This is a genomic window from Streptomyces sp. NPDC001381 (assembly GCF_042895685.1).
Taxonomy (GTDB): domain Bacteria; phylum Actinomycetota; class Actinomycetes; order Streptomycetales; family Streptomycetaceae; genus Streptomyces.
Genome location: NZ_JBIAWO010000002.1, coordinates 1,332,320 through 1,352,896 on the forward strand (window position 1 = coordinate 1,332,320; position 20,577 = coordinate 1,352,896).

General features: G+C 71.2%; 21 protein-coding genes. 14 read left to right on the forward strand and 7 right to left on the reverse strand.

All coding sequences use genetic code 11. From position 1 onward, the window contains the following. Positions 1-202: 202 nt before the first annotated feature. From ACFY2L_RS12915 to ACFY2L_RS12935, 5 genes are all read left to right on the forward strand, one after another. Positions 203-850, forward strand: coding sequence for a tetratricopeptide repeat protein (locus ACFY2L_RS12915; protein ID WP_390822289.1), 648 nt, complete (start codon positions 203-205; stop codon positions 848-850). A gap of 67 nt (positions 851-917) precedes the next feature. Then, positions 918-1,061, forward strand: coding sequence for a hypothetical protein (locus ACFY2L_RS12920; protein ID WP_390656991.1), 144 nt, complete (start codon positions 918-920; stop codon positions 1,059-1,061). Positions 1,062-1,403: 342 nt separating this feature from the next. After that, positions 1,404-2,243: an SDR family NAD(P)-dependent oxidoreductase gene (locus ACFY2L_RS12925; protein ID WP_390822290.1), complete on the forward strand. Its 840-nt coding sequence runs from the start codon at positions 1,404-1,406 to the stop codon at positions 2,241-2,243. 108 nt (positions 2,244-2,351) lie between these two features. After that, positions 2,352-3,131, forward strand: a complete 780-nt coding sequence (locus ACFY2L_RS12930; RefSeq protein ID WP_390656993.1) for an SDR family oxidoreductase — start codon at positions 2,352-2,354, stop codon at positions 3,129-3,131. Positions 3,132-3,206: 75 nt separating this feature from the next. Continuing rightward, positions 3,207-3,668 (forward strand): hypothetical protein, encoded by a 462-nt coding sequence (locus ACFY2L_RS12935; RefSeq protein ID WP_390656994.1) that lies wholly within the window; start codon positions 3,207-3,209, stop codon positions 3,666-3,668. Between the two features lie 30 nt (positions 3,669-3,698). Here the strand turns inward: ACFY2L_RS12935 and ACFY2L_RS12940 are convergent, their stop codons facing one another. Continuing rightward, the gene (locus tag ACFY2L_RS12940; RefSeq protein WP_390822291.1) at positions 3,699-4,637 is read right to left on the reverse strand and encodes an SDR family oxidoreductase; all 939 of its coding nucleotides are present in this window, start codon (positions 4,635-4,637) and stop codon (positions 3,699-3,701) included. Positions 4,638-4,710: 73 nt separating this feature from the next. On the opposite strand from ACFY2L_RS12940, the gene ACFY2L_RS12945 reads away from it, so the two are divergent. Beyond that, positions 4,711-4,842, forward strand: a complete 132-nt coding sequence (locus ACFY2L_RS12945) for a hypothetical protein (RefSeq protein WP_390656996.1) — start codon at positions 4,711-4,713, stop codon at positions 4,840-4,842. 210 nt (positions 4,843-5,052) lie between these two features. Beyond that, a complete protein-coding gene (locus ACFY2L_RS12950) occupies positions 5,053-5,958 on the forward strand; it encodes an oxygenase MpaB family protein (RefSeq protein ID WP_390822292.1) in 906 nt (301 codons plus the stop codon). A gap of 396 nt (positions 5,959-6,354) precedes the next feature. Here the strand turns inward: ACFY2L_RS12950 and ACFY2L_RS12955 are convergent, their stop codons facing one another. Next, positions 6,355-6,528, reverse strand: coding sequence for a hypothetical protein (locus ACFY2L_RS12955; RefSeq protein WP_390656998.1), 174 nt, complete (start codon positions 6,526-6,528; stop codon positions 6,355-6,357). Positions 6,529-6,725: 197 nt separating this feature from the next. Between ACFY2L_RS12955 and ACFY2L_RS12960 the strand changes: the two genes are divergently transcribed. From ACFY2L_RS12960 to ACFY2L_RS12975, 4 genes are all read left to right on the forward strand, one after another. Further along, positions 6,726-7,022, forward strand: coding sequence for an antibiotic biosynthesis monooxygenase family protein (locus tag ACFY2L_RS12960; RefSeq protein ID WP_390822293.1), 297 nt, complete (start codon positions 6,726-6,728; stop codon positions 7,020-7,022). Positions 7,023-7,267: 245 nt separating this feature from the next. Continuing rightward, positions 7,268-7,750, forward strand: a complete 483-nt coding sequence (locus tag ACFY2L_RS12965) for a lytic transglycosylase domain-containing protein (RefSeq protein ID WP_390657000.1) — start codon at positions 7,268-7,270, stop codon at positions 7,748-7,750. A gap of 75 nt (positions 7,751-7,825) precedes the next feature. After that, positions 7,826-8,119 (forward strand): 2TM domain-containing protein, encoded by a 294-nt coding sequence (locus ACFY2L_RS12970; protein WP_390657001.1) that lies wholly within the window; start codon positions 7,826-7,828, stop codon positions 8,117-8,119. 496 nt (positions 8,120-8,615) lie between these two features. Continuing rightward, positions 8,616-9,773 carry a hypothetical protein gene (locus tag ACFY2L_RS12975; RefSeq protein WP_390822294.1) on the forward strand — a complete coding sequence of 386 codons (1,158 nt, stop codon included), beginning with the start codon at positions 8,616-8,618 and terminating at the stop codon, positions 9,771-9,773. Between the two features lie 153 nt (positions 9,774-9,926). Here ACFY2L_RS12975 and ACFY2L_RS12980 read toward each other — a convergent pair whose 3' ends face one another. Further along, complete coding sequence (locus tag ACFY2L_RS12980) at positions 9,927-10,979, reverse strand: class I fructose-bisphosphate aldolase (RefSeq protein ID WP_390657003.1); 1,053 nt, start codon at positions 10,977-10,979, stop codon at positions 9,927-9,929. A 249-nt stretch (positions 10,980-11,228) separates the two neighbouring features. Here ACFY2L_RS12980 and ACFY2L_RS12985 point away from each other — a divergent pair, with 249 nt between their 5' ends. Further along, positions 11,229-12,116, forward strand: a complete 888-nt coding sequence (locus ACFY2L_RS12985; RefSeq protein WP_390657004.1) for a universal stress protein — start codon at positions 11,229-11,231, stop codon at positions 12,114-12,116. A gap of 90 nt (positions 12,117-12,206) precedes the next feature. Here ACFY2L_RS12985 and ACFY2L_RS12990 read toward each other — a convergent pair whose 3' ends face one another. After that, on the reverse strand, positions 12,207-13,232 hold the full coding sequence (locus ACFY2L_RS12990; RefSeq protein ID WP_390657005.1) for a 6-phosphofructokinase: 1,026 nt from the start codon (positions 13,230-13,232) through the stop codon (positions 12,207-12,209). Between the two features lie 259 nt (positions 13,233-13,491). Here ACFY2L_RS12990 and ACFY2L_RS12995 point away from each other — a divergent pair, with 259 nt between their 5' ends. Next, positions 13,492-14,634 carry a site-2 protease family protein gene (locus tag ACFY2L_RS12995; protein WP_390822295.1) on the forward strand — a complete coding sequence of 381 codons (1,143 nt, stop codon included), beginning with the start codon at positions 13,492-13,494 and terminating at the stop codon, positions 14,632-14,634. A 220-nt stretch (positions 14,635-14,854) separates the two neighbouring features. Here the strand turns inward: ACFY2L_RS12995 and ACFY2L_RS13000 are convergent, their stop codons facing one another. Further along, positions 14,855-15,064 (reverse strand): hypothetical protein, encoded by a 210-nt coding sequence (locus tag ACFY2L_RS13000; protein WP_390657007.1) that lies wholly within the window; start codon positions 15,062-15,064, stop codon positions 14,855-14,857. A gap of 494 nt (positions 15,065-15,558) precedes the next feature. Between ACFY2L_RS13000 and ACFY2L_RS13005 the strand changes: the two genes are divergently transcribed. Beyond that, complete coding sequence (locus tag ACFY2L_RS13005; RefSeq protein ID WP_390822296.1) at positions 15,559-15,978, forward strand: CBS domain-containing protein; 420 nt, start codon at positions 15,559-15,561, stop codon at positions 15,976-15,978. A 148-nt stretch (positions 15,979-16,126) separates the two neighbouring features. Here the strand turns inward: ACFY2L_RS13005 and fdhF are convergent, their stop codons facing one another. Together fdhF and ACFY2L_RS13015 are read right to left on the reverse strand one after the other, a co-directional pair. Next, on the reverse strand, positions 16,127-18,808 hold the full coding sequence (gene fdhF, locus ACFY2L_RS13010; protein ID WP_390822297.1) for a formate dehydrogenase subunit alpha: 2,682 nt from the start codon (positions 18,806-18,808) through the stop codon (positions 16,127-16,129). After that, a complete protein-coding gene (locus tag ACFY2L_RS13015; protein ID WP_390822298.1) occupies positions 18,805-20,490 on the reverse strand; it encodes an NAD(P)H-dependent oxidoreductase subunit E in 1,686 nt (561 codons plus the stop codon). Before ACFY2L_RS13015 ends, fdhF begins: the two co-directional genes overlap by 4 nt. Positions 20,491-20,577: the final 87 nt, after the last annotated feature.

Here is a 20,577-nt window from a genome sequence, read left to right on the forward strand (position 1 = left end):
CGGCTCTCACGGCTGCCCCACAGGGACCCGCACGACGGGGCTGAGCCAGCGCCTGCGGGGCGAGTCGCGGACACCCGGACTCGCCCCCCGCCGGGCACTCCCAAGACCGGGGACATCGGGCCGCCCTCGGAAATCGCCAAGTCCCGGCGGGAGGACGGGGATAGCCTCAGCAGGCGAATCGTCCGACGGGGAGGGGCAGGGTATGCCAGGGCAGGACTGGATCGACCGTGCGGGAGAGTTGTTCGAGGCGGCGATGTTCGGCGGCGATACGTCCGCGCTCGATCGGTCCGACGACGCGCTGGACGCGATCGAGGCGCCGCTCTCCCTGGCACGGGGAAAGGTCTTGCACGTCCGCTTCCTGAACGACCGCGAAGAGAACGACCAGGAACTGGTGCTCTTCGAGCGCGCGGCCGAGTTGTACCAGCGTCTGGGGGACGCGTCGGGCGAGGCCGACGCGTTGTTCTGGGTCGGCTGCTGGCATCAGGTGGTGAAGGGCGACGGCGCCACCGGCAGGCCGTACTTCGAGCGGTCGTACGCGCTGGCGAAATCCGTCGACGACCGGATGACGATGTCCTACGCGACACGCCATCTCGGCTTTGCCGACAAGGACGCAGGCCGGTTCGATCTGGCCCGCGAGCGATTGACCGAATCGGTGACGCTCCGCCGGGAGACAGGTTTCAGGCCCGGGGAAGCGGCCGGCCTGGTGGCGCTGGCCTACCTCTCGGCCGAGACCGGCGACCGGTCGGCGGCGCTCGACCACCTCGACGAAGCGGAGTCCGTCGCCGAAGGATGCGGTGCCCAGACGGTGTTGGAGTGGATCGCCCAGGCCCGCACGCTCGTCCGACCCTAGGCACTGCGGACCAGTGCCGGTAGCGGCCACTCGTTGACTGCTGCTACCAGCACGGCCTGCGCCCGGCATGCTGTTGCTCGTCCTGGCCGTTCGTGAGTTCCGCTCCGGTGCATCGGTCCGCTGGATCGTGGGTGGAGTCGTGGTCTTCCTCGGCGCCTTGTACGCGCTCGTGCGGGACGTGCGGCGGCTCCGCATGGGGCCGACGGTCTGACGAGCGGTGCCAGTTCAGTTCGAGACCGGATCGCGGTGGGTCCACCTGCCGGAGACGGCGACTGGCGGGGCGTCTGCGGAGGATATGGGTGACGATCCGGGCCCCAATGTCGTCCCGCTGCCGGCTGCGGCCCCGGTGCATTCAACGCACGCCTCATGCAAACCCGTTCATCACCCGGGATGCCCTGCCCGAAAACAGAGGCCACAGCTATTCCTAGGAGTGGGACTCCCAGGAAAGTCCCGGCCTTCATAAGGATTCCGCCGGCGAGCAGACTCGAATGCGTAAGGAAAAAGCATCCCGCTCCCCGTGAGGGAAGCGGGGGAATTCGGAAGAGGACGATTCATGGCTACGTGGTTCGTGACCGGTGCGTCGCGGGGGCTCGGTGCGGAGATCGCACGGGCCGCGCTGCGGGAGGGCGACAACGTCGTGGTCGCCGTGCGCAACCCCGACCGCCTCCCCGGCGACCTCAAGGCGTCCAAGACGTGCTTCCCGCTCGCCCTGGACGTGACCGACACCGACAGCATCCCCGCCGCCGTGCAGGCGGCCGTGGAGCGGTTCGGCGGGATCGACGTCCTGGTCAACAACGCAGGCCGCGGACTGCTCGGCGCCCTGGAGGAGATCACCGACACCGAGGCCCGCTCCCTGTTCGACCTCAACGTCTTCGGCCTGATCAACGTCACCCGCGCCGTCCTGCCCGTCATGCGCGCGCAGGGCTCCGGCAAGCTCGTCCACATCGGATCACGCTCCGGCTTCGAGGGCGAGCCCGGCGTCAGCCTCTACTGCGCCTCCAAGTTCGCCGTCGCCGGCATCAGCGAAGCACTCGGCGCCGAGATGGCCCCGTTCGGCATCCAGTCGATGGTCGTCGAACCCGGAGTCTTCCGCACCGACTTCCTCGACCCCACCTCCCTCTCCGTCGCCGCGCACCGCATCCCCGACTACGACGACACCCCCGCACACATGACCCTGGACTGGATCGACCAGGCCAACCACGCCCAGCTCGGCGACCCCGTCAAGGGCGCCGCCCTCATCGTGGAAGTCACCGCCACCGACAAGCTCCCCACCCACCTCTACCTCGGCCGCGACACCCTCGAACGCCTCGAAGTCAAGTACCAGCAGGTCCACGACGACCTCACCGACTGGCGCGAGAAGTCCGCCGCCACCGCCCACGACGACGCCGCCTGACGCGCGCGGTCCCCTCACCAGGGGCCGGATTCTCCATGGAGCCGTCCGGCCCCGGTTCCTCCCCCCCAACTGTCACCCCCTCAACTCCATGTGAAGAGGAAATCGATCATGTCTGCTGTTGTGCTCTCCGGCACCCAGCTGTCCGGTCGCGTCGCCGTCGTCTCGGGTGCGTCCAGCGGTATGGGCGCCGCGACCGCCGAACGCCTGGCCGAACTCGGTGCGACCGTGGTGGTCCTGGCCCGCCGTCAGGACAGGCTCGACCAGGTCGTCAAGAACATCGAGACAGCCGGCGGCACCGGTTACGCCCTCGCCGTCGACGTCACCGACCGCGCCGCCGTCCAGGCCGCCGCCGACCTGGTCGCCGACCGGTTCGGCAAGGCCGACCTCGTCTTCAACAACGCCGGCGTCCAGCTCATCTCCGGCATCGAGGAACTCAAGGTCGACGACTGGCAGCGCCAGATCGACCTCAACATCACCGGCCTGATGAACGTCATCGCCGCGTTCCTCCCCCACCTGACCGACTCCGCCGCCCAGGGCAAGCCGGCCGACCTCATCAACACCTCCTCCATCGCCGCCACCCGCATCCTGGAGAAGTTCTCCGTCTACTCCGGCACCAAGGCCTACATCAGCCACCTGACCCGCCTCCTGCGCGTCGAACTGGGCCGCAAGATGGTCCGCGTCGCCACCATCGAACCCGGCATGGTCGACACCGAACTCCCCGACCACGTCACCGACCCCGACGCCTCCCGGCTCATGGCCGACCTCATCCACGACATCGACGTCCTGCAGAGCGCCGACATCGCCGAAACCGTCGCCTTCATGGCCGCCGTCCCGCGCCACGTCAACCTCACCGAGATCACCATCCTCCCCACCGCGCAAACCATCTGACCCGCCGACAACCCCGTTGCCCACCCGGCCACTGCGGGCTACTCGTCGTGCGGCACTCCTCCTATTCTTTCGACGGTGGAGTGGATGACCCTCGCGAGCACCATGGTCGGCGGTGTGATCGCCACGATGTCCGCCGGCTACCTCGACCGCCGCCGGTGGAAACGCGACCGGATCGACCAGCGGACCGAGGCGCGCCGCGTCCTGTACGGCAACTACCTGGCGGCCCTGTCCCAGGCCAGGCTCACGTTCAGTCGCCTCTCCAGGGACGCGGAGGCGTCCCGTGCGGAGCGCAGAAAGGCCGCGTGGGACGCCTTTGATCCGTGCTCCGGGTTCCGGCACCAGATGACGATCTCCGCAGCCCGGGAGGTGGTTGAGCCGTCGGAAGATCTGTACCGCACACTCCGTGACCTCCGGAACGCTGTTGCCGACGGGCTCCTCCTCGAAGGCGGCGACTACGCGGAACACCGCGTCCGGTACGACACCGCACTCGACGCGTTACGAGCCGCCATGCGCGATGATCTCGAGGCTGAACCGTAGGCGTGTCCACCCCCTCAAGTCGGTAACCCTTCAGGGCATTTGGTCCCTCCGGCGGGTGGCGGACACGTGGGACTCCCAGTCGGCGCGGCCTCCGGCGCCCAGAACCGTGACCTCGGCCGCCAGTTCGCCGGAGGGATGAGCGCGCATCTCGTGCCGGGCGATCCGGCCGACGATCGCCGGGAACAGCGGCCGCAGGGGCTGGCACCAGCGCAGCCACGGTGGTGCGTAGACGTAGGGGGCGCGACGGATGATGCCGGCGGTGAGCCAGTCGGCGACCCGCGCGGGCGGGTGGACTTGCCGTGCGAACCAGGGCTGGTTGCGTCGCAGCGCTCGCAGGACGGGGTGATCGTCGATGTCGGCGACCATGTCGGTGCCGGTCCAGTGCAGATAGGCGATGCCGACGGTGATGCCGTCCGGTTCGACCTCGCCGCGCAGGGCGAGAGCGAAGGATTCCGCACCGGCCTTGGAGGCGCAGTAGGCGCTCATCATGGGTGCGGAGCCGAAGGCGGCCGTGGACGCGATCTGAAGGAAGTGGCCTCGGGTCGTTTCCAGCTGGCGGAGGAAGGCCCTGGCTGTGTTGGCGGATCCGACGAGGTTGACGTCGACGACTCGCCGCCACAGGTCGGCCGCGGTGCGGTTGAAGGGGCCGCTGGCGGCGATGCCGGCATTGGCCACCACCACGCTCGCCGGACCCAGCGCATCCTCCACGCGATGGGCGGCGACCTCCAGCGCGGCGTTGTCGGTGACATCGGCTTCGAGGCAGACGCTCCTGTTCGGCAGGGAGGCGGCCGCCCGGCGGAGGGTCTGCTCCTCACGCCCGACCAGGGCGACGAGCATCCCGGCTTCGGACAGGCGCTGTGCCAGGGCCGCACCGACACCGCGGGCGGCGCCGGTCACGACCGCCACCCGCCCGCTCAGCGGTGTGCCGGGGGAGGGCCGGTGCCCGTCGGTGCCGTCGATGTCACGCATGTCGTCCTCGTTCCTCATTCCTCGCTGCCGCTGCCGGACCCACCCCTTGTCTCTCTACCCGAAAATGTACGCTTTGTCCGTATCGTCACGGCGTCCACGACGGGCACGCCCCCCGGAGGTCCCCGACGGCGAGGGCGGTGTCCGCACGGCGACCGGCTTGAAGTCCGTCGACCTGGGCGACGTCGTCGACGCCATCGCCCTGTGACGCCCGCACCGCGCCGACCCTCCCGCCGCCGGGCGAGGGGATCGGCCGGTCACGCGACGAGCGGACCGCGAAGATCGACCGACGCGTGTGCCGCCTCGGCGTGGCTCGCCTCGCGCTCGGGATCGAGGCAGGCTGAGTGGTGTGTCCTTCGAGGGCGCCGGACCCGCCGATCTCGACGCCGACCCAGCCCATCCCTGGGAGCGTGGTGACATGAACACCTCTCCCGACCACCGCACCGGAGCTCCTGACCAGCGCACCGGGGCCGCCCGGCCCGCACGAGAGAACACCCGCCCCGAACCGGCCCCGTTCGGCCCGGGAACCCTGCTCTGGGACCGCGCCGGTGACGTACGGCTGCTGCTCTCCCTCCCCGCCGCCTTCGTGCTCCAGGTCGCCCATCCTGCGGTCGGAGCCGGAGTCGACGAACACTCCGTCTTCCGGACCGACCCCTGGGGCCGGGCACACCGCTCCCTGGAGTCCCTCCAGCTGTGGATCTACGGCGGTCAACGGGCGGTCGAGGAGGGCCGGAGGCTGCGCACGGCGCACAGGAGCATCAGCGGCACCGATTCTCACGGCCGCACCTATCACGCGCTCGCCCCGGCCAACTACGCCTGGGTGCACGCCACCGCCTACCCCGTCTTCCTGACGTCCGCCCGCTATCTGTCCCGTCCCTTCGACGACGGGGAGGAACGCCGCCTGTACGACGAACTGCTCCGGCTCGGCGACATTCTCGGCATCAGACGGCGGGACATGCCGGCCACGCCGGAGGAGTACTGGCCCTACTTCGATCGGATGGTCCGGGAGGAGCTGGAGAACACCGTGGTCCTGCGTGAACTGCTCGACCCGCGGCGATCGGTGCCCCCGCCCGACGGCTCGGGCGCACTCGTCCGCCTGCTCTGGCCGCTGGTCCGTCCACCCCTCGCCCGCCTGCACGTCTTCGTCACGACCGGCCTGCTGCCGCCCGTCGCCCGCGACCGCCTGGGGCTGACGTGGACGGCGCGGGACGAGCGCAGAATGCGCCGCCTGGGCGCCGTCGTACGCACCGTCGTCCCGCTCCTGCCGGAGCGCCTGCGCTTCCTGCCCGTGGCGCGCGAGGCCCGCCGCGCCGCCCGTGCCTGAGCCCGACTCCGCGGATCGCACCGCCCAGGCGTGCGTTCCCCCTGACGACCCGGACCGTGGACGACGCGCTGGACCTCCTGGAGGTGCTGATCGCGACGAAAGCCGCTGGCCAGCCGAGCGCGAGATGGCCGAGGAGGAGACGAAGAAGACGCTGCCGCGGGTCGAGCGGGACTCGGCGCAGCCGGCGAGTGCGTTCCAGGCCGTGTTCGACACCACGAGCGACCTGGTCGACACCGAAACCGGCCTCGGGCCGCCCGGGGAGACGGGCCCCGGCAGCAGCCGCTCAGCGGCAGCTGTCTCCCCGGGGCGGAACCCGCCCGACCCGCCGACCGGACGTGCCCCGCCCGGTGAAGGGCTTGGCGCCACACGGCCACGGCGAGTGGGCGCACGGCCTTGTCAGCGCTTGAAGGAGTCCTTGGTGCGCTCCTTCCCGCCGCGCATCCTGCCCCGTGATTCTAGGGCGGCGCCCTTCGCGGCGAGGGTTTCCTTGTGCAGCGCGTGAGCCGCCTTTCGTACGGTCTTTCCGACGAGCTGCTCGGCCCTGGCCTTGGCCTTCTCTCCGGCGCTCATATCAGTACCTCCGCCCGGTCCCCCTGGCCGAGTGCCCTGGGAGCAGAGGCAGAACCACGATCCGACCACGCGTCGCCCCGGCGCGGTACGACGCCGTGTCCCGTACGCGGGTCGAACCGCGGCCGCGGCGGCCGAGGGCACGAGAGCATGCGGCACGAAGGTGGCATCGGGTCCGGTCGCGTGACAGTCTGAAGACCGTGATCATCAGGGTGAGTGAGGCGCGAGTACGGCCCGAACGGTTCGAGGCGTTCCGCGACATGATCGTATCCGCGGTTCGTGAGTTCCCGAGCCGTTACCCGGGGCTGGTGGACCACGAGGTACTGGTCGCGCCGCCGGACTCGCTGCTGTACGTCAGTCGCTGGCGCAGCGAGCAGGACCTGGTCGGTTACGCCGGCGAGGGCTGGCGTGACCAGCCCGTGGTTCTGCCGGGCGAGGACGAGTACCTCGTGGCACCGCTTCAGGTACGGCACTTCACGCTCACCCCGCTGAGCTGACTCGCGCTGCCGTTCCGGCGGCGCCCGGAACCAGTGCGGATCGGCGGGTCCGGAGCGCGGGATTGAGGCGGGTCCGCGCGGGCAGGCGCACCTCGGGACGGCAGGCGGCAGGGGAGAGGTGAGCGGTGATGGCCGGGCGGTCGAGGGCGCTGTCGAAGCAACGGTCGCAACCGGTGGACCGTGCGGGCGTCCGGACGCCACCGTTGCGGCCCGGCGGCTACGATCCGGCCGACTACGCCACGTGCGTGGTGCGCAGCGCAGGGGAGGCCGGAGTATCGGCCCTGCTCGTGATGACCGTGCTCCACAACGAGGCCTACAAGCCGCACCATCCGCTGCTGGAGCGGCTGTGGCAGTGGTGGAAGCCGCAGGCGTCCTTCGGAGTGGCCAACATGCACCGAGCGACGTTCGAGGAGGTGCGGCGAACGCACGGCCTCTCGGAGCGGTGGCAAGATCTTCGCGACGATCCCGCTTTCGCCATCCACGCGGCGGCCCTGCATCTCAAGGACCTCGACCGGAGGCTTCCCCGGCGGCACGTGCGCCGCTACACCCGCGACGAACTCCTCGCCCTGGGCTACAACGCGGGCGAACGCAACATGCGGGCCTTCGCCCGGGGCGTCCCGGCGGGCCCCATGGCACTGTCGTACCTGCGCCGCTTCCGCGTGTACCGGAGCCGGGCCGCCGAGGTGCTGGCGGACCGCGGCAGGCCGGGCGACGCCGTGGCTGGTTGAGCGGCGCACACAGCCGATCCGGGGAATCATGGGAAGGAGACGCGGCATCCCAGCCCGAACGAGGAGGCGGCGATCATGGTGGGTCCCCTTGGCCCTGAAGATTCCCGTGCGCCCCGGACGACGCCAGAGAGGGAATGGGCCCACAAACGGCTCGAGAAGAAGCGCAAACTCCGGGCCGACTTCGTCGCCTACGTAGTGATCAACGCCTTCCTGATCGTGGTGTGGGCACTGACCGGAGCCGGGTATTTCTGGCCGGGCTGGGTCCTCGGCGGATGGGGCGTGTTCCTCCTGCTCGACGCGTGGCAGGCCTACTTCCGGAGACCCATCACCGAGGAGGACATCGATCGGGAGTTGCGCGGCATGCGTTGAAAGCAGTGATTTTGGCCGGCCGGGTCCCCTGATACCGGTTCGGTGTCTTCTGGGCGGGTGAACGGACCTGCCGGCAGCGGTGTGGTGCAGCGGATTCGAGGGGCCGACCGGATACCGGTGTGCCATGGTCCGACTCTCCCTCCGCCGACGTCCCGTCCCCCTCGCCGTACTCGCCGCCTCGCTCCTGGCCGCACCGTGCGTGACGGCCACCGAGGCACCAGCCGCGTCGCATGGGTTCTCCCTCCCTGGGGCCCAGGACCCGGGCCACGGGAAACACCTTCCAGCGGACGACGTCAGCCGACAGGTGAAACAGTTCAAGCGCCAGTTGGCGAAATCCGGCTATGTGTCCCAGTCGGGAGCCGAGGGCACGTTCGACCTGAACCGGAGGTACTGCGAAGGAGCCGTCTTCAGCGGCCTGTGGCCCAATCCGCAGTCGCCCTACATCGTCACCAGGCTGCCGGAGGTACCAGGGCAGGCGCCCAACACCAACCCACCCGTGACGTGGCGTCTCCGACAGGACGAGGCGATCGTCATGATCGGGAGGACGCCACCGCCGGAAGCGTACTTCTCCTTCGACCTCACCATGATGAGGGGCGCCCTGCCCACCGGCCCGCTCCTGTGGCCCTCCGTGGGCGACCCGATCAACAACAAGACGGTACGCACGACCGGCTCGACGCCCTTCAACCGACCGTTCGCCCTCGTGGTCACGGGGCACAAGCGCACGCGGGCCAAGGTGGACAGGATGCTGGCCGCCGCCGGGCTGCGGGGCTCGACGAACAACATGACGATTCCGCCCGCCATGTTCCGGCTGGGCCTCGGCAAAGGCTCCGACCAGTTCCTGATCGGCGTGCGCACGATCGCCCCCGAGCCGGGCTTCAAGAAGGCGCTCGACCGCTATCGCGCCGCGCCTCCGCTCCACGTCTTCCGCGTCCGGCCGAAGGGCGGTTCCGCAGACCAGACGAAGCCGGTGTACGCACCCGATCCCCTGCCCGTTCCCCCGTTGCGCGTCTCCGGCACCGGGGCCACCGAACTCGACCTCAACCCGACACTGCAACGCCTGCGCCGACGGATCGTCAAGGCCTATCCCGGCTTCAAGGCGCGCGACCTGGTGGTCCGGAGAGGCTTCGAGGAGTCGTATCCGGGCCTGCAGGAAAAGCTGCTGACCGATCCGCCCACCCGCCCAGGGGTGGACGCCCTGTCCAACGACGCCGACGACCCGCTCAGCCCCAGCTTCAAACTGCCGAAGGGGTCCTTCCTGGTCACCTACGGCACGAACCACGTGGCCACCCGGCAGGCCAGCTACTCGAGCGTGACCGTCTACGCCGACGCCAAGGCGGCCGTGTCCCTGGCGGCCAAGAACCACGGCGAACTGCGCGGCAGCGCACGTGACTTCATCCGCGACCAGCCGAACGCGGACAAGTTCTACGCCTGGGCCTTCAGCCGGGCCGGCAAGACCGGACCGAGGGGCCCGCACGTGACCGAACTGCCGTCCACCCACACCGACTACTGCGCGCGATACGGCGGCACCAGGCCGGTCGACATGAGCACGCTCCAGGTCGTCGCCCGCGCCTACATGCAGCCCAAGACCCTCACCCGCCCCGCACTCTCCTCACTGCTCCTGGACCGCCTGCTCCTGTTCACCCCGAAGAAGTAGGGCGGCGCCCGGACGGCGGCCTCCTGAGGCGTTGACCCTCACGTCCCCCCCCCCGAGCCCTCGACCCGCGAGGAAATCGCAGGTCGGGGGCTCAAGGGCTGGGTCGGCCGGTTCCAGCGGCCGTGCGTGTTCCGGTGCGTTGGTGAAATTCGGTCAGGCCACGGTGACGCTGTTGTCGAGGTAGACGTCCTGGACAGCGTGGAGGAGTTCGATGCCTTCCTCGGTGGGCCGCTGGAAGGCCTTGCGGCCTGTGATGAGCCCGGTGCCGCCGGCCCGCTTGTTGATCACCGCTGTCCGTACGGCCTGCGCGAGGTCCCCTTGACCGGCGGAGGCGCCACCGCTGTTGATGAGTCCCACCCGGCCCATGTAGCAGTTGGCCACCTGCCAGCGGGTGAGGTCGATCGGGTGGTCGGTGGTGAGCCTGTCGTACAGGCGTTTGTCCGTCTTGCCGAAGTCCAGTGCGGGGTAGCCGCCGTTGTTCTCTGCCTGCTTCTGCTTGACGATGTCGGCCTCGATGGTCACACCGAGGTGGTTGGCCTGCCCGGTGAGGTCGGCCGATACCGCGTAGTCCACGCCGTCCTTCTTGAACGCCGCATTGCGCAAGTAGCACCACAGCACCGTGAACATGCCCAGGGCGTGGGCCCGTGCGAAGACCGCGCTGGCTTCCTGCAGCTGGCGGTCCGACTGCTCCGAACCGAAGTAGACCGTGGCGCCCACGCCGACGGCACCGAGCTCGAAGCACTGCTCGACATCGCCGAACATGATCTGGTCGTAGTGGTTCGGGTAGGTCAGAAGCTCGTTGTGATTCAGCTTCACGACGAAGGGGATCTTGTGCGCGTAGCGCCGCGACACCGCCCCGAGTACGCCGAGTGTGCTCGCGACGGCGTTGCATCCGCCCTCGACGGCGAGTTCGACGATGTTCCTGGGGTCGAGATAGCGGGGGTTCGCGGCGAACGCCGACGCCGCCGAGTGCTCGATGCCCTGGTCGACCGGCAGAATCGACACGTAGCCCGTGCCCGCCAGGCGGCCGTGGTCGAAGAGGGACTGCAGGTTGCGCAGCACCCGGGGCGAGCGGTCGGTCGCGGCCACGGTCCGGTCGACGAAGTCAGGACCCGGGACTACCAGGTCCTCCTTGGGAATCCCTTGGGCGGTATAGGTCAGCAGATCTGCGGCCTCGTCGCCCAGCAAGCCTTGGATGTCCGTCATCGGCGCACCTCTCCGGTCGTTCGGAAGTGCCGGACGGGCCCCGAGTTCCCCCGACCGTCGGGCCCACGCGAGAATCCGCACGCCGTCTCGGTGCCCTTCTCCGGGCGCCGCCCGGCCGCACGCAGGGCTGAGGTCCTTCGCCCTGGTGCCGGTCCAGGGGCCGGAGTGGTCCTGCCGTGGAACAGTGGAAGAGGCGAGGCAGGGCGGTGTGGCGCCCGTCGAGGTGCGTGCCCGGCGAAGGAGGACACGATGAGTCACCCCGTGCTGGCGGGCGTCGACGGGTCCGAACGAAGTTCGGCGGCAGCCGACTGGGCGGCGCGGGAGGCCGTGCTGCGCGGCGTTCCCCTGCGCCTGTTCCATGCCGTTCCGTCGCTTCCGGGCGATGTCGTGCCCCGCCAAGCTCTGGACCGGATGCGTCACATGGGTGCGCGCGTGCTCGAGCGCATGGCCGCCGAGCTCGTCGACCGCTACCCGGATGTCGAGCTGCGGGGCGAGCAGGCCGACGACGCCCCGGCCACGGCCCTTCTCGCTGCCGCCCGCGACGCCGGGCTGCTCGTCGTCGGCACACGGGGGACGGGTGGTTTCGACGGTCTCGCGGTCGGCTCGGTGGCGCTGCGGATGGCGGCGGCGGCCCCGTGCCCCGTCGTCCTCGTTCCGCGCCGGCCCAGCGCCTTCGGGGAGGGGACACGCGCGGACGCCGGCGCTGCCCAGGTGGTGGTGGGGTTCGATGCGCGTCGCCCGGTCGGGGAGGCGGCGGACTTCGCCTTCTCTGCCGCCGAGGAGCGTGGAGCACGTCTGCGGGTGGTCCAGGCATGGGCGTTTCCTGCCGAGGCGGTCTCTCCGCGGACGCTGGTGGTGACCGAAGGGGATCGTGCCAGGTGGGAGGACGAGGAGGTGCTGCGGCTCTCGGACGCGCTGCGCGTCTGGCAGGCGAAGTACCCTCGCGTGACGGCCCGCACCGACGTCATGTTGCTCCAGCCCGCAGAAGCACTCGTGAACGCGTCCTTGGAAGCAGCCCTGCTCGTCGTGGGCCGCCGCACCGATCCCCAGGCCGCCGAAGGCCGGCTGGGCCCGGTCACGCACGCCGTACTGCACCACGCCCGCTGCCCGGTGGCGGTCGTACCGTACGCCGGATGACGGCCGTCCAGCGGTGCACCGGCGGATCGACGGATCCGGCAGCGAGCCCGCGGGACGGCCTGCGCGGTCCGTCGGCCGGCGGCGGGCCGGTCAGCCGAAGAACACCTCGAACTCGTCGTACAGCGACGGATCGACGAGCTTGGTCTTCGCCGTGGCATCGGCGAGGGGGACGCGGACGATCCGGGTGCCCTGCAGGGCGACCATGACGCCGAAGTCACCGTCCTTGACCGCATCGATGGCGTGCAGCCCGAAGCGCGTGGCCAGCCAGCGGTCGAAGGCGCTCGGGGTGCCACCTCGCTGAATGTGCCCCAGCACCGTGGTACGGGCATCGTTGCCCGTGCGCTCCGAGATCTCCCGAGCCAGCCACTCACCGATGCCGGACAGCCGCACATGGCCGAACTCGTCCAGCGACTGATCCTTGAGGACCAACTGCCCTTCTTTCGGAGCGGCCCCCTCGGCCACCACGACGATCGGCGCGTAGTTGATCTTGAATCTGTTCTTCACCTGCTCACAGACCTGATCGATGTCGAAGGGCCGCTCCGGGATGAGGATCACGTTGCCCCCGCCCGCGACGCCGGCGTGCAGGGCGATCCACCCGGAGTGCCGCCCCATGACCTCCACCACCAGGGCGCGCATGTGCGACTCGGCGGTGGTGTGGAGGCGGTCGATGGCCTCGGTCGCGATGCCGACCGCGGTGTCGAAGCCGAAGGTGTAGTCGGTGCCGAAGACGTCGTTGTCGATGGTCTTCGGCACGCCGACCAGGGCGATTCCCCGGCGGCTCAGTTCGGTGGCCACGCCGAGGGTGTCCTCGCCGCCGATCACGACGAGCGCGTCCACGTCGTGCGCGGCAAGGGTGTCCTGTATACGTCGCAGCCCGTCCTCATGGGTGAACGGGTTGGTGCGGGAGGACCCGAGGATGGTTCCGCCGCGCGGGAGGATTCCCCGTACACCGGCGATGTCCAAGGGGATGACGTTGTCCTGGAGCAGGCCGAGCCAGCCGTCCCGCGACCCGACGAACTCGAAGGCGTAGTGGTCGACGCCCTTGCGGACGACACTGCGGATCACGGCGTTGAGGCCGGGGCAGTCACCGCCGCCGGTCAGTACTCCGACCCTCATGGGTTCACTCCCATCCGGTGGACGGCCCGCGCAGTCGCGGCCCTCTCGGCGACACAGGACCCGCTGCCGGGACCATGGATCGCCTGCTTCCAGCGTCCCCCCGTTCGGTCCGCAGCGGCCACTCGACGGACGCCGGGGTTCACCACGCCTCCAGGCCCGGCCGGCGCGCGACACCGGGAGCCCGAAGGTCTACTGGAAGTGGGCAGGATCCGCGCAGCGAGAGATCAGGATCCGCGCAGCGAGAGATTGGGAGAGCGCTGTGAGGGCGACGTTCGTTCTGGGACGGATCGCGGGCATCCGGGTCGGTGTGCACTGGAGCGTGCTGCTCATCTTCGGCATCATCGCGTTCGGCCTGGCGCAGGGCCGCCTCCCGGAGACGCATCCGGGGCGCGCCTGGGCGGTGTACTGGGCGGCCGGCCTCTGTACCGCTGTGGTCTTCTTCGCCTCCCTGCTCGCACATGAGCTGGCGCACGCCGTCGTGGCCCGGCGCAACGGGGTCGATGTGGACGACATCGTGCTGTGGCTGCTGGGCGGAGCGGCACGGCTCAGGACGGAGGCGTCCAGCCCGGGAGCGGAGCTGAGAATCGCCGGCGTCGGCCCCCTCGTCAGCCTGCTGCTGGGCGGGCTCTTCGCGCTCGGTGCCTGGCTGCTCGACCTGGCGTCCGCGTCCGGGATCGTGGTGGAGATGGTGGCGTGGCTCGCAGGCATCAACGTGCTGCTCGCGGTCTTCAACTCGGTGCCCGCCGCCCCGCTCGACGGAGGCAGGCTGCTGCGCGCGTTCCTGTGGTGGCGCACGGGGGACCGGCTTCGGGCGACGGCCGGGGCGACCGCGGCGGGGCGGGTCTTCGGGTGGCTGCTCGTGACGCTCGGTGTGATCACATTCCTGACGAGCGCCGCGTTCGGCGGCCTCTGGCTGGCACTGATCGGCTGGTTCCTCATCGCGACCGCCACCGCCGAGGGACAGCAGGCCCAGCTGCGCGGCGTGCTCGCCGGTGTACCGGTGCGGGACGCCATGACGCCGGAACCTCTGACGGTTCCCGCGGACACCGCGGTCGCCGAATTCCTCACCGGCTCGCGCTTCCGCTACCGGCACTCGGCGTTCCCGGTGATCGAGGACGGGGTCCCGATCGGGCTGGTGACTCTCGACAGCGCCCGGAAGGTGCCGCAGGCCGCGGCCGGTGTGGTGAGGGTGCGGGAGGTGATGGTGCCGCTGTCGCGGGCGACGGTGGTCGGCCCGGACGGCCCGCTGGCGGATCTGCTGCCCCGCATGGAGCCGGGCGCCGAGCACCGGGTCCTGGTCGTGGAAGACGGCAGGCTGGTGGGGATCGTCTCGCTCTCGGACGTCAGCCGCACCGTGACCTGGCTGATGAACACCGCTCCCGGGCAGCGCGGTGGCCCGTGACCGTGTCCGGGACACCGCCCGGCAGACCACGAAGGGGCAGCAACGCCTCTCCACCCGCCGACGAGGGCGGAGGCTCCCCGCGGAGACCTCGCAGAGCGTGAGCACGCCGCAGGTCCGGGGGCGGTTGTCGTCGGCGCGGAGGCCACGCCCGGTTTCGGCCGGTACGTCACCCGTGCCGGCCCTCGCGGTCAGCTCCGTCGTCTCGAGTGCCTGACGTGTCCTACAGACCCTTGGAGAGCAGGAGTTCGTGGGCGAGTCGCGCGCCGCGTGCCGCTTCCTCGGGCGGAGTGTCCTCCGACGGGATGCTCTCCAGGCCCTGGGCGAGCGCCCGGACGGCCTCGGCCAGGGTCGCGACCTGTGCTTCCAGCCGGCTCAGCCGGGCCTCAGGCCCCGCCGCGGCATCAGGCTGGGGGGAGTGGCTCTGCGTCATGTCGTGCTCCCTTACGAGGCGGTGACGGACCGGGTACAGGACCGGCACCCCTGTGCCGTGGGGAGGGAAGACCGGTCGGGCGGTCGGCTGGAGAGGGGTGCGCGGATGTCGTGCGGGAGCCGGTCGAGCGCCACCTCCGGCAGTCCTACGGCACACCTGCCTGCGGGAAGGGGCGGCACGAGGAGCAGTCGGCTCCCTCAGAGGAAGTGGCCAGAGCGCGAGTGTGCTTGTTCGACGGCGTCCGCCAGCAGTCGCGGCGGTGGCTCGCAAGCGGAGACCTTCTTCTCCCCGTCCTATGGGCTCCATGCTAGGGCGGACGGTACGGGTCGGCAGCCGGAGCACGGGGCGACGAGCAGCAGGCCGTGTCCACCCGTTCCTCGGCATGCGCACGTAATGCCACCCGCTCACACTGGTCTGGAGGAGTACCGGCTGGGGGGATGGCCAGACTCCATGGGCTCTCCCCGCGCCGGCAGCGACGCCCGAAGGAGACGACCATGACCACTGCCCGGGACATCATGCACGCCGGAGCCACCTGCGTCCAGGAGAATGAAACACTTCTGGACGCGGCGCGCAGGATGAAGGAACTGGACGTGGGGGCTCTGCCGATCTGCGGGCCGGACGACCGGCTCCACGGGATCATCACGGACCGCGACATCGTGGTGAAGTGTCTCGCCAGGGGCAAGGACGCCAGGACCATGACCGCGGGCCAGTTGGAGCAGGGCAAGCCGGTCACGATCGACGCCGAGGCCGAGGCCGGCCAGGTACTCCGGGCCATGGAGGCACACAGGATCCGCCGGCTGCCGGTTGTCGACGACCATCGCCTCGTCGGCATGATCAGCGAGGCCGACCTCGCCCGCCACCTTCCGGAGGAGCAGGTGGGCCACTTCGTCGAGGTCGTCTGCGCAGCCCGCTGACGATCCTCGTCTCGGCCCTGGTCCAGGTCAGGGGGCCGTGAGGGGAGCCCCGGTCCTTGTCACCGAGGCCGGACGGGCATGAAGGAGAGCGCTCGGAGCGCCGGTCGCGGCCTCGCTGCTCATCGCCGCGCGCCTCGGACCGCCGCTGTCACTGCACCGCCATCCGGACCGCCGTGACCTTGTACTCGGGGCAGGAGGTGACGGTGTCGGCATGGTCGGAGGTGAGGCGGTTCACCCCGCTCGCGGGGAAGTGGAAGGAACAGAAGACCTGGCCGGGGGCCATCTGCTCACCGATGCGGGCGACGAGCACGGCCCGGCCGTGCCGGCTCTCCACCGTGACCCGCTCGCCGTCGCGCACGCCGTACCTGTCGGCGTCGTCGCGGTGGAGGTCGAGGAAGTCGACCGGATCGAGAGCGAGGTTTCCGCCGCGCCGGGTCATGCCGCCGGAGTTGTAGTGCGCCCAGCGGCGCCCGGTGACCATGAGCAGGGGGTAGTCGTCGTCGGGCTGCTCGCCGGGCGGGAGGTAGGGCGCGGCGGTGAGGTGGGCCCGGCCGTCCGGTGTGGCGAACCGCTCCGTGTACAGCTTGGCCTCGCCCGGCCGTCCGGGGTCGGGGCAGGGCCATGGCACGGCGCCCTCGCGGTCCAGCCGGTCGTGGGAGAGACCGGCGAAGACGGGGGCGAGCCGACCGCACTCGGCGAGCGCCTCGGCGGGAGTCGCGCAGCCGAGGTCGGCTCCCATGGCGGCGGCGAGGGCCCGCACGATGTCGAAGTCGGTGCGTGCCTCTGCGGGCGGGGGCACCGCGGGGCGGACCCGCTGGAACCGGCGGTCGAAGTTGACGAAGGTGCCGTCCTTCTCCAGCCAGGACGCGGCGGGGAGCACGACGTCGGCATGCCGGGCCGTCTCGGACAGGAACAACTCGTTGCAGACGACGAACGGGCAGACGTCCAGAGCCTGCGTGACCCGGCTGGTGTCGGGATCGGTGGCGCAGACGTCCTCGCCGACGACCCACAGCGCCCGCAGGTCTCCGGCTCGTGCCGCGGCGAACATGTCCGGGATACGTAGTCCTGGCCGCTCGGGCACGGGTACGCCCCAGACGTCCTCGGCGCGTGAACGGACGGCGGGGTCGGTCACCTTGCCGTACCCGGGCAGGACGTCCGGCAACGCGCCCATGTCGGAGGCGCCCTGGACGTTGTTCTGGCCGCGCAGCGGGTTGACCCCGTAGCCGCGCTCGCTTCCCACGGCGCCGCACAGGATCGCCAGGTTGGCCAGGGACCGCACGCCGTCGGTGCCGTGCAGGTGCTCGGTGACGCCCAGGCCGTAGACGATGGCCGGCCGCTCGGCCCTCCCGTACAGGCGGGCCGCGGCGACCAGGTCCTCGGCGGGCACACCGGTGATGTCCGCGACCCGATCGGGTGGGTAGTCCTCCAGGAGCGCGACGAGTTCCGGCAGACCGGTGGCCCGCTCGCGCAGGAACTCCTCGTCCGCCAGACCCTCGGCGAGCAGGACGTGCGCGAGTCCGTGGAAGAGCGCCACGTTGGTGCCGGGGCGGGGCCGCAGGTGTACGTCGGCGTGCAGGGCGAGGCCGACGGCGCGCGGGTCGGCGACGACCAGCGCGGCCCCGTGCAGCACGTGGTTGAGGAGCCGCGCTCCGACCACCGGGTGGGCCTCGACGGGATTCGCCCCGACCACCAGCAGACAGTCGGCGCGCTGGACGTCGTCGAAGCTGTCCGTGCCGCCGGAGAGGCCGAAGGACGCGGTGAGGCCGGCGGCGGACGGGGAGTGGCACAGCCGGGAGCAGTTGTCCACGTTGTTGGTGCCGAGGACGACCCGCATGAACTTCTGGACCAGGTAGTTGTCCTCGTTCGTGGCTCGGGCCGAGGAGATCGCCGCCACGGCGTCGGGGCCGCCGGCCCCGACGGCCCCGCGCAGTTCCCGGGCGGTGTGGGCCAGCGCCTCGTCCCAGCCGACTGGTTCCAGGACTCCGCCGCGCCGCAGAAGCGGCCGGGTGAGCCGTTCGGGCGACGTACGGAAGCCGTGGGAGAAGCGGCCCTTCACGCATGCGTGCCCCTGGTTGACCGGGCCGTCCCTGGCGGGCAGTACCGCCGTGATCTCTCCTTCCCGGGTGACCACGTCGAGGGTGCAGCCCACCCCGCAATAGCCGCAGGTGGTGAGCGTCCTGGCGGCGGCGGGGCGCATGCCGGAGGTGAGTCCGCGGGCGGGCCCCGGCTGGGTGATCGCCCCCGTCGGGCAGGTGTCGACGCAGCCGCCGCACGCGACGCAGTCCGACTCGGCCCAGGTTCCGCCGGCCCCGGGGGCCACGACCGTGTCACCGCCTCTGCCGACCAGGGTGAGGGCGAAGGTGCCCTGTACCTCGGAGCACATCCGCACACACCGGCCGCACGCGATGCACAGGTCCCGGTCGAGACGGACGTACGGGTGGGAGTCGTCCTCGCCCCGGTCGTCGGCCCCCCGCGCCGCCTCCGGGCCGATGCCCATGGACCGGCAGGCGTGGGCGAGTTCGCTCGGGTTGTCGACGGTGAGTGCCCGGGACGGCAGCGCGGAGGCGATGAGCTCCACCGCGTCCCTGCGCAGGCGCGCGAGATCGTCGGTGGCGGTTTCGACGCGGGCACCGGGGGAGGCGGGGGTGACGCACGCCGCCACGACCCGCCCGTCCGCTAGCACCAGACAGGTACGGCAGGACCCGGCAGGGCTGAGCCGGTCGTCGGAGCACAGCGCGGGCAGCTCGGTCCCGGCCGCCCGCACCGCCGTGAGCAGGGACGCCCCCTCGGGCACCTCAAGGCCGACGCCGTCGACCTCGATCCCGGTCATGGGGCCCATCCCGCCAGCCGGTCCCCGTAGGCGCGGGCGAGGCTGCGCACGGCGGGCGGGATCCGCCGCCCGAAGGCGCACAGGCTCGCCTCGACCAGCACACGGGACAGACGCTCCCACTCCCGGCCCGGCGGCGCGCCGGCGGACGCCCACTCCAGGCCGCGGCGCGTGCCGACCCGGCACGGAGAGCACGCACCGCAGCTCTCGGCCGCGGCGAACTCCCACACGTGCCGCAACACCTCCTGCGGCGCCATGCGGCGGTCGAAGGCGACCAGACCGGCATGACCCAGGGCGGCCCCCCGGGCCGACAGCGCCTCCTCCGACAGGGGGACGTCGAGCGCGTCGGGGGCGAGGAAGCCGCCCAGCGGCCCGCCCACCTGGAGCACAGCCAACTCGGCCCCGTCCCTGAGACCACCGCCGAGATCGGTGACGATCCGCCGTACCGGCGTGCCGATCTCCACCTCGTGACAGCCCGGCCGGGCGAACCGCTCGGAGAGACAGACCAGCTTGGTCCCCGCCTCGGCGGGCGTGCCGCGCCGCGCGTACGCGGCGCCGCCGCGCCGGACGATCCACGGGACGGCCGCCAGGGTCTCGACGTTGTTGACCACGGTCGGCGCGTCCCACAGGCCACGCTCGGTCGGATACGGAGGCCGGGAGCGGGCGCAGCCGCGACCGCCCTCCAGCCCCGCGATGAGCGCCGTCTCCTCACCGGCGACGTAGGAGCCGGCGCCTTCGACGACCTGAATGTCCAGGCCGGTGGCCGTGCCGTGCACCGACGGGCCGAGATGACCCTCGGCGTACGCCTGACGCACCGCCTCGCGCATCCGCGCCAGAGCGGCCGGGTACTCGGAGCGCACCAGCACCACGCCCCGGCCGGCGCCGCAGGCGAAACAGGCGAGGGCCAGCCCCTCCAGCACCCGCCCCGGGTCGGCCTCCATCAGCAACCTGTCGGCGTACGATCCCGGATCGCCCTCGTCGCCGTTGGCCACCACCACGGTGCCGGGCGCGCCGCCGGCCGCTTCCCACTTCGCCGCCACCCGGAAACCCGCGCCACCTCGTCCCCGCAGCCCCGACACCGCCACCTCCCGGCATACGTCGTGCGGAGAGGCCGCCGTCACGGTCGCCGGCCACGTCTGCCACGCGGGCTCACCTGCCAGCACACCGCCCAGCAGGACCGGGTCGCCGGTGTCGTCGCTCGCGGGGATCGCCGGTGCCCTCGGCGGCTCCCGCCCGGCGAGCTGAGCGGCGAGGCCGGGACCGGTGCACGGTACGTCGCCGTCGAGCGCCGCAGGCCCCGTGTAGCAGTAGCCGAGACAGCGGACGGTCTGTACCGAGACGTCACCGTTCGGCGAGGTCGTGCCGGGGGTGACCCCCAGCTCGTCCTCCACGTCCACGAGGTGCCGTCCGGCCCGCGCCGCGAAACACGCCGTCGCGGCGCACACCCGGACGTGACGGCGGCCGTGCGGGGCCGCGAGGTCGGAGTAGTAACTGGCCGGTCCGAGCGCGGCGGCGCCGGGCAGTCCGGCGCGGGCGCCCACGGACGGTGCCCAGACCTCCGGGCCGTCCGAGGTGGTGGCCCTGGCCTCGGCCAGCGACTCGATCAGCCTCGCTCCGGCCCGCCCCTGCCGGCCGGCCAAGGCCCGGAACGCGTCGAAACGGTCGGCAGGTCCGACGGGAACCATGTGTTCATCGTGGCGGTGGCCGGACGTGACCGCATCCCGGCTCACGGCGCCGGCCGCAGGACGCTCGGTTCATCGCCGCCCATAACG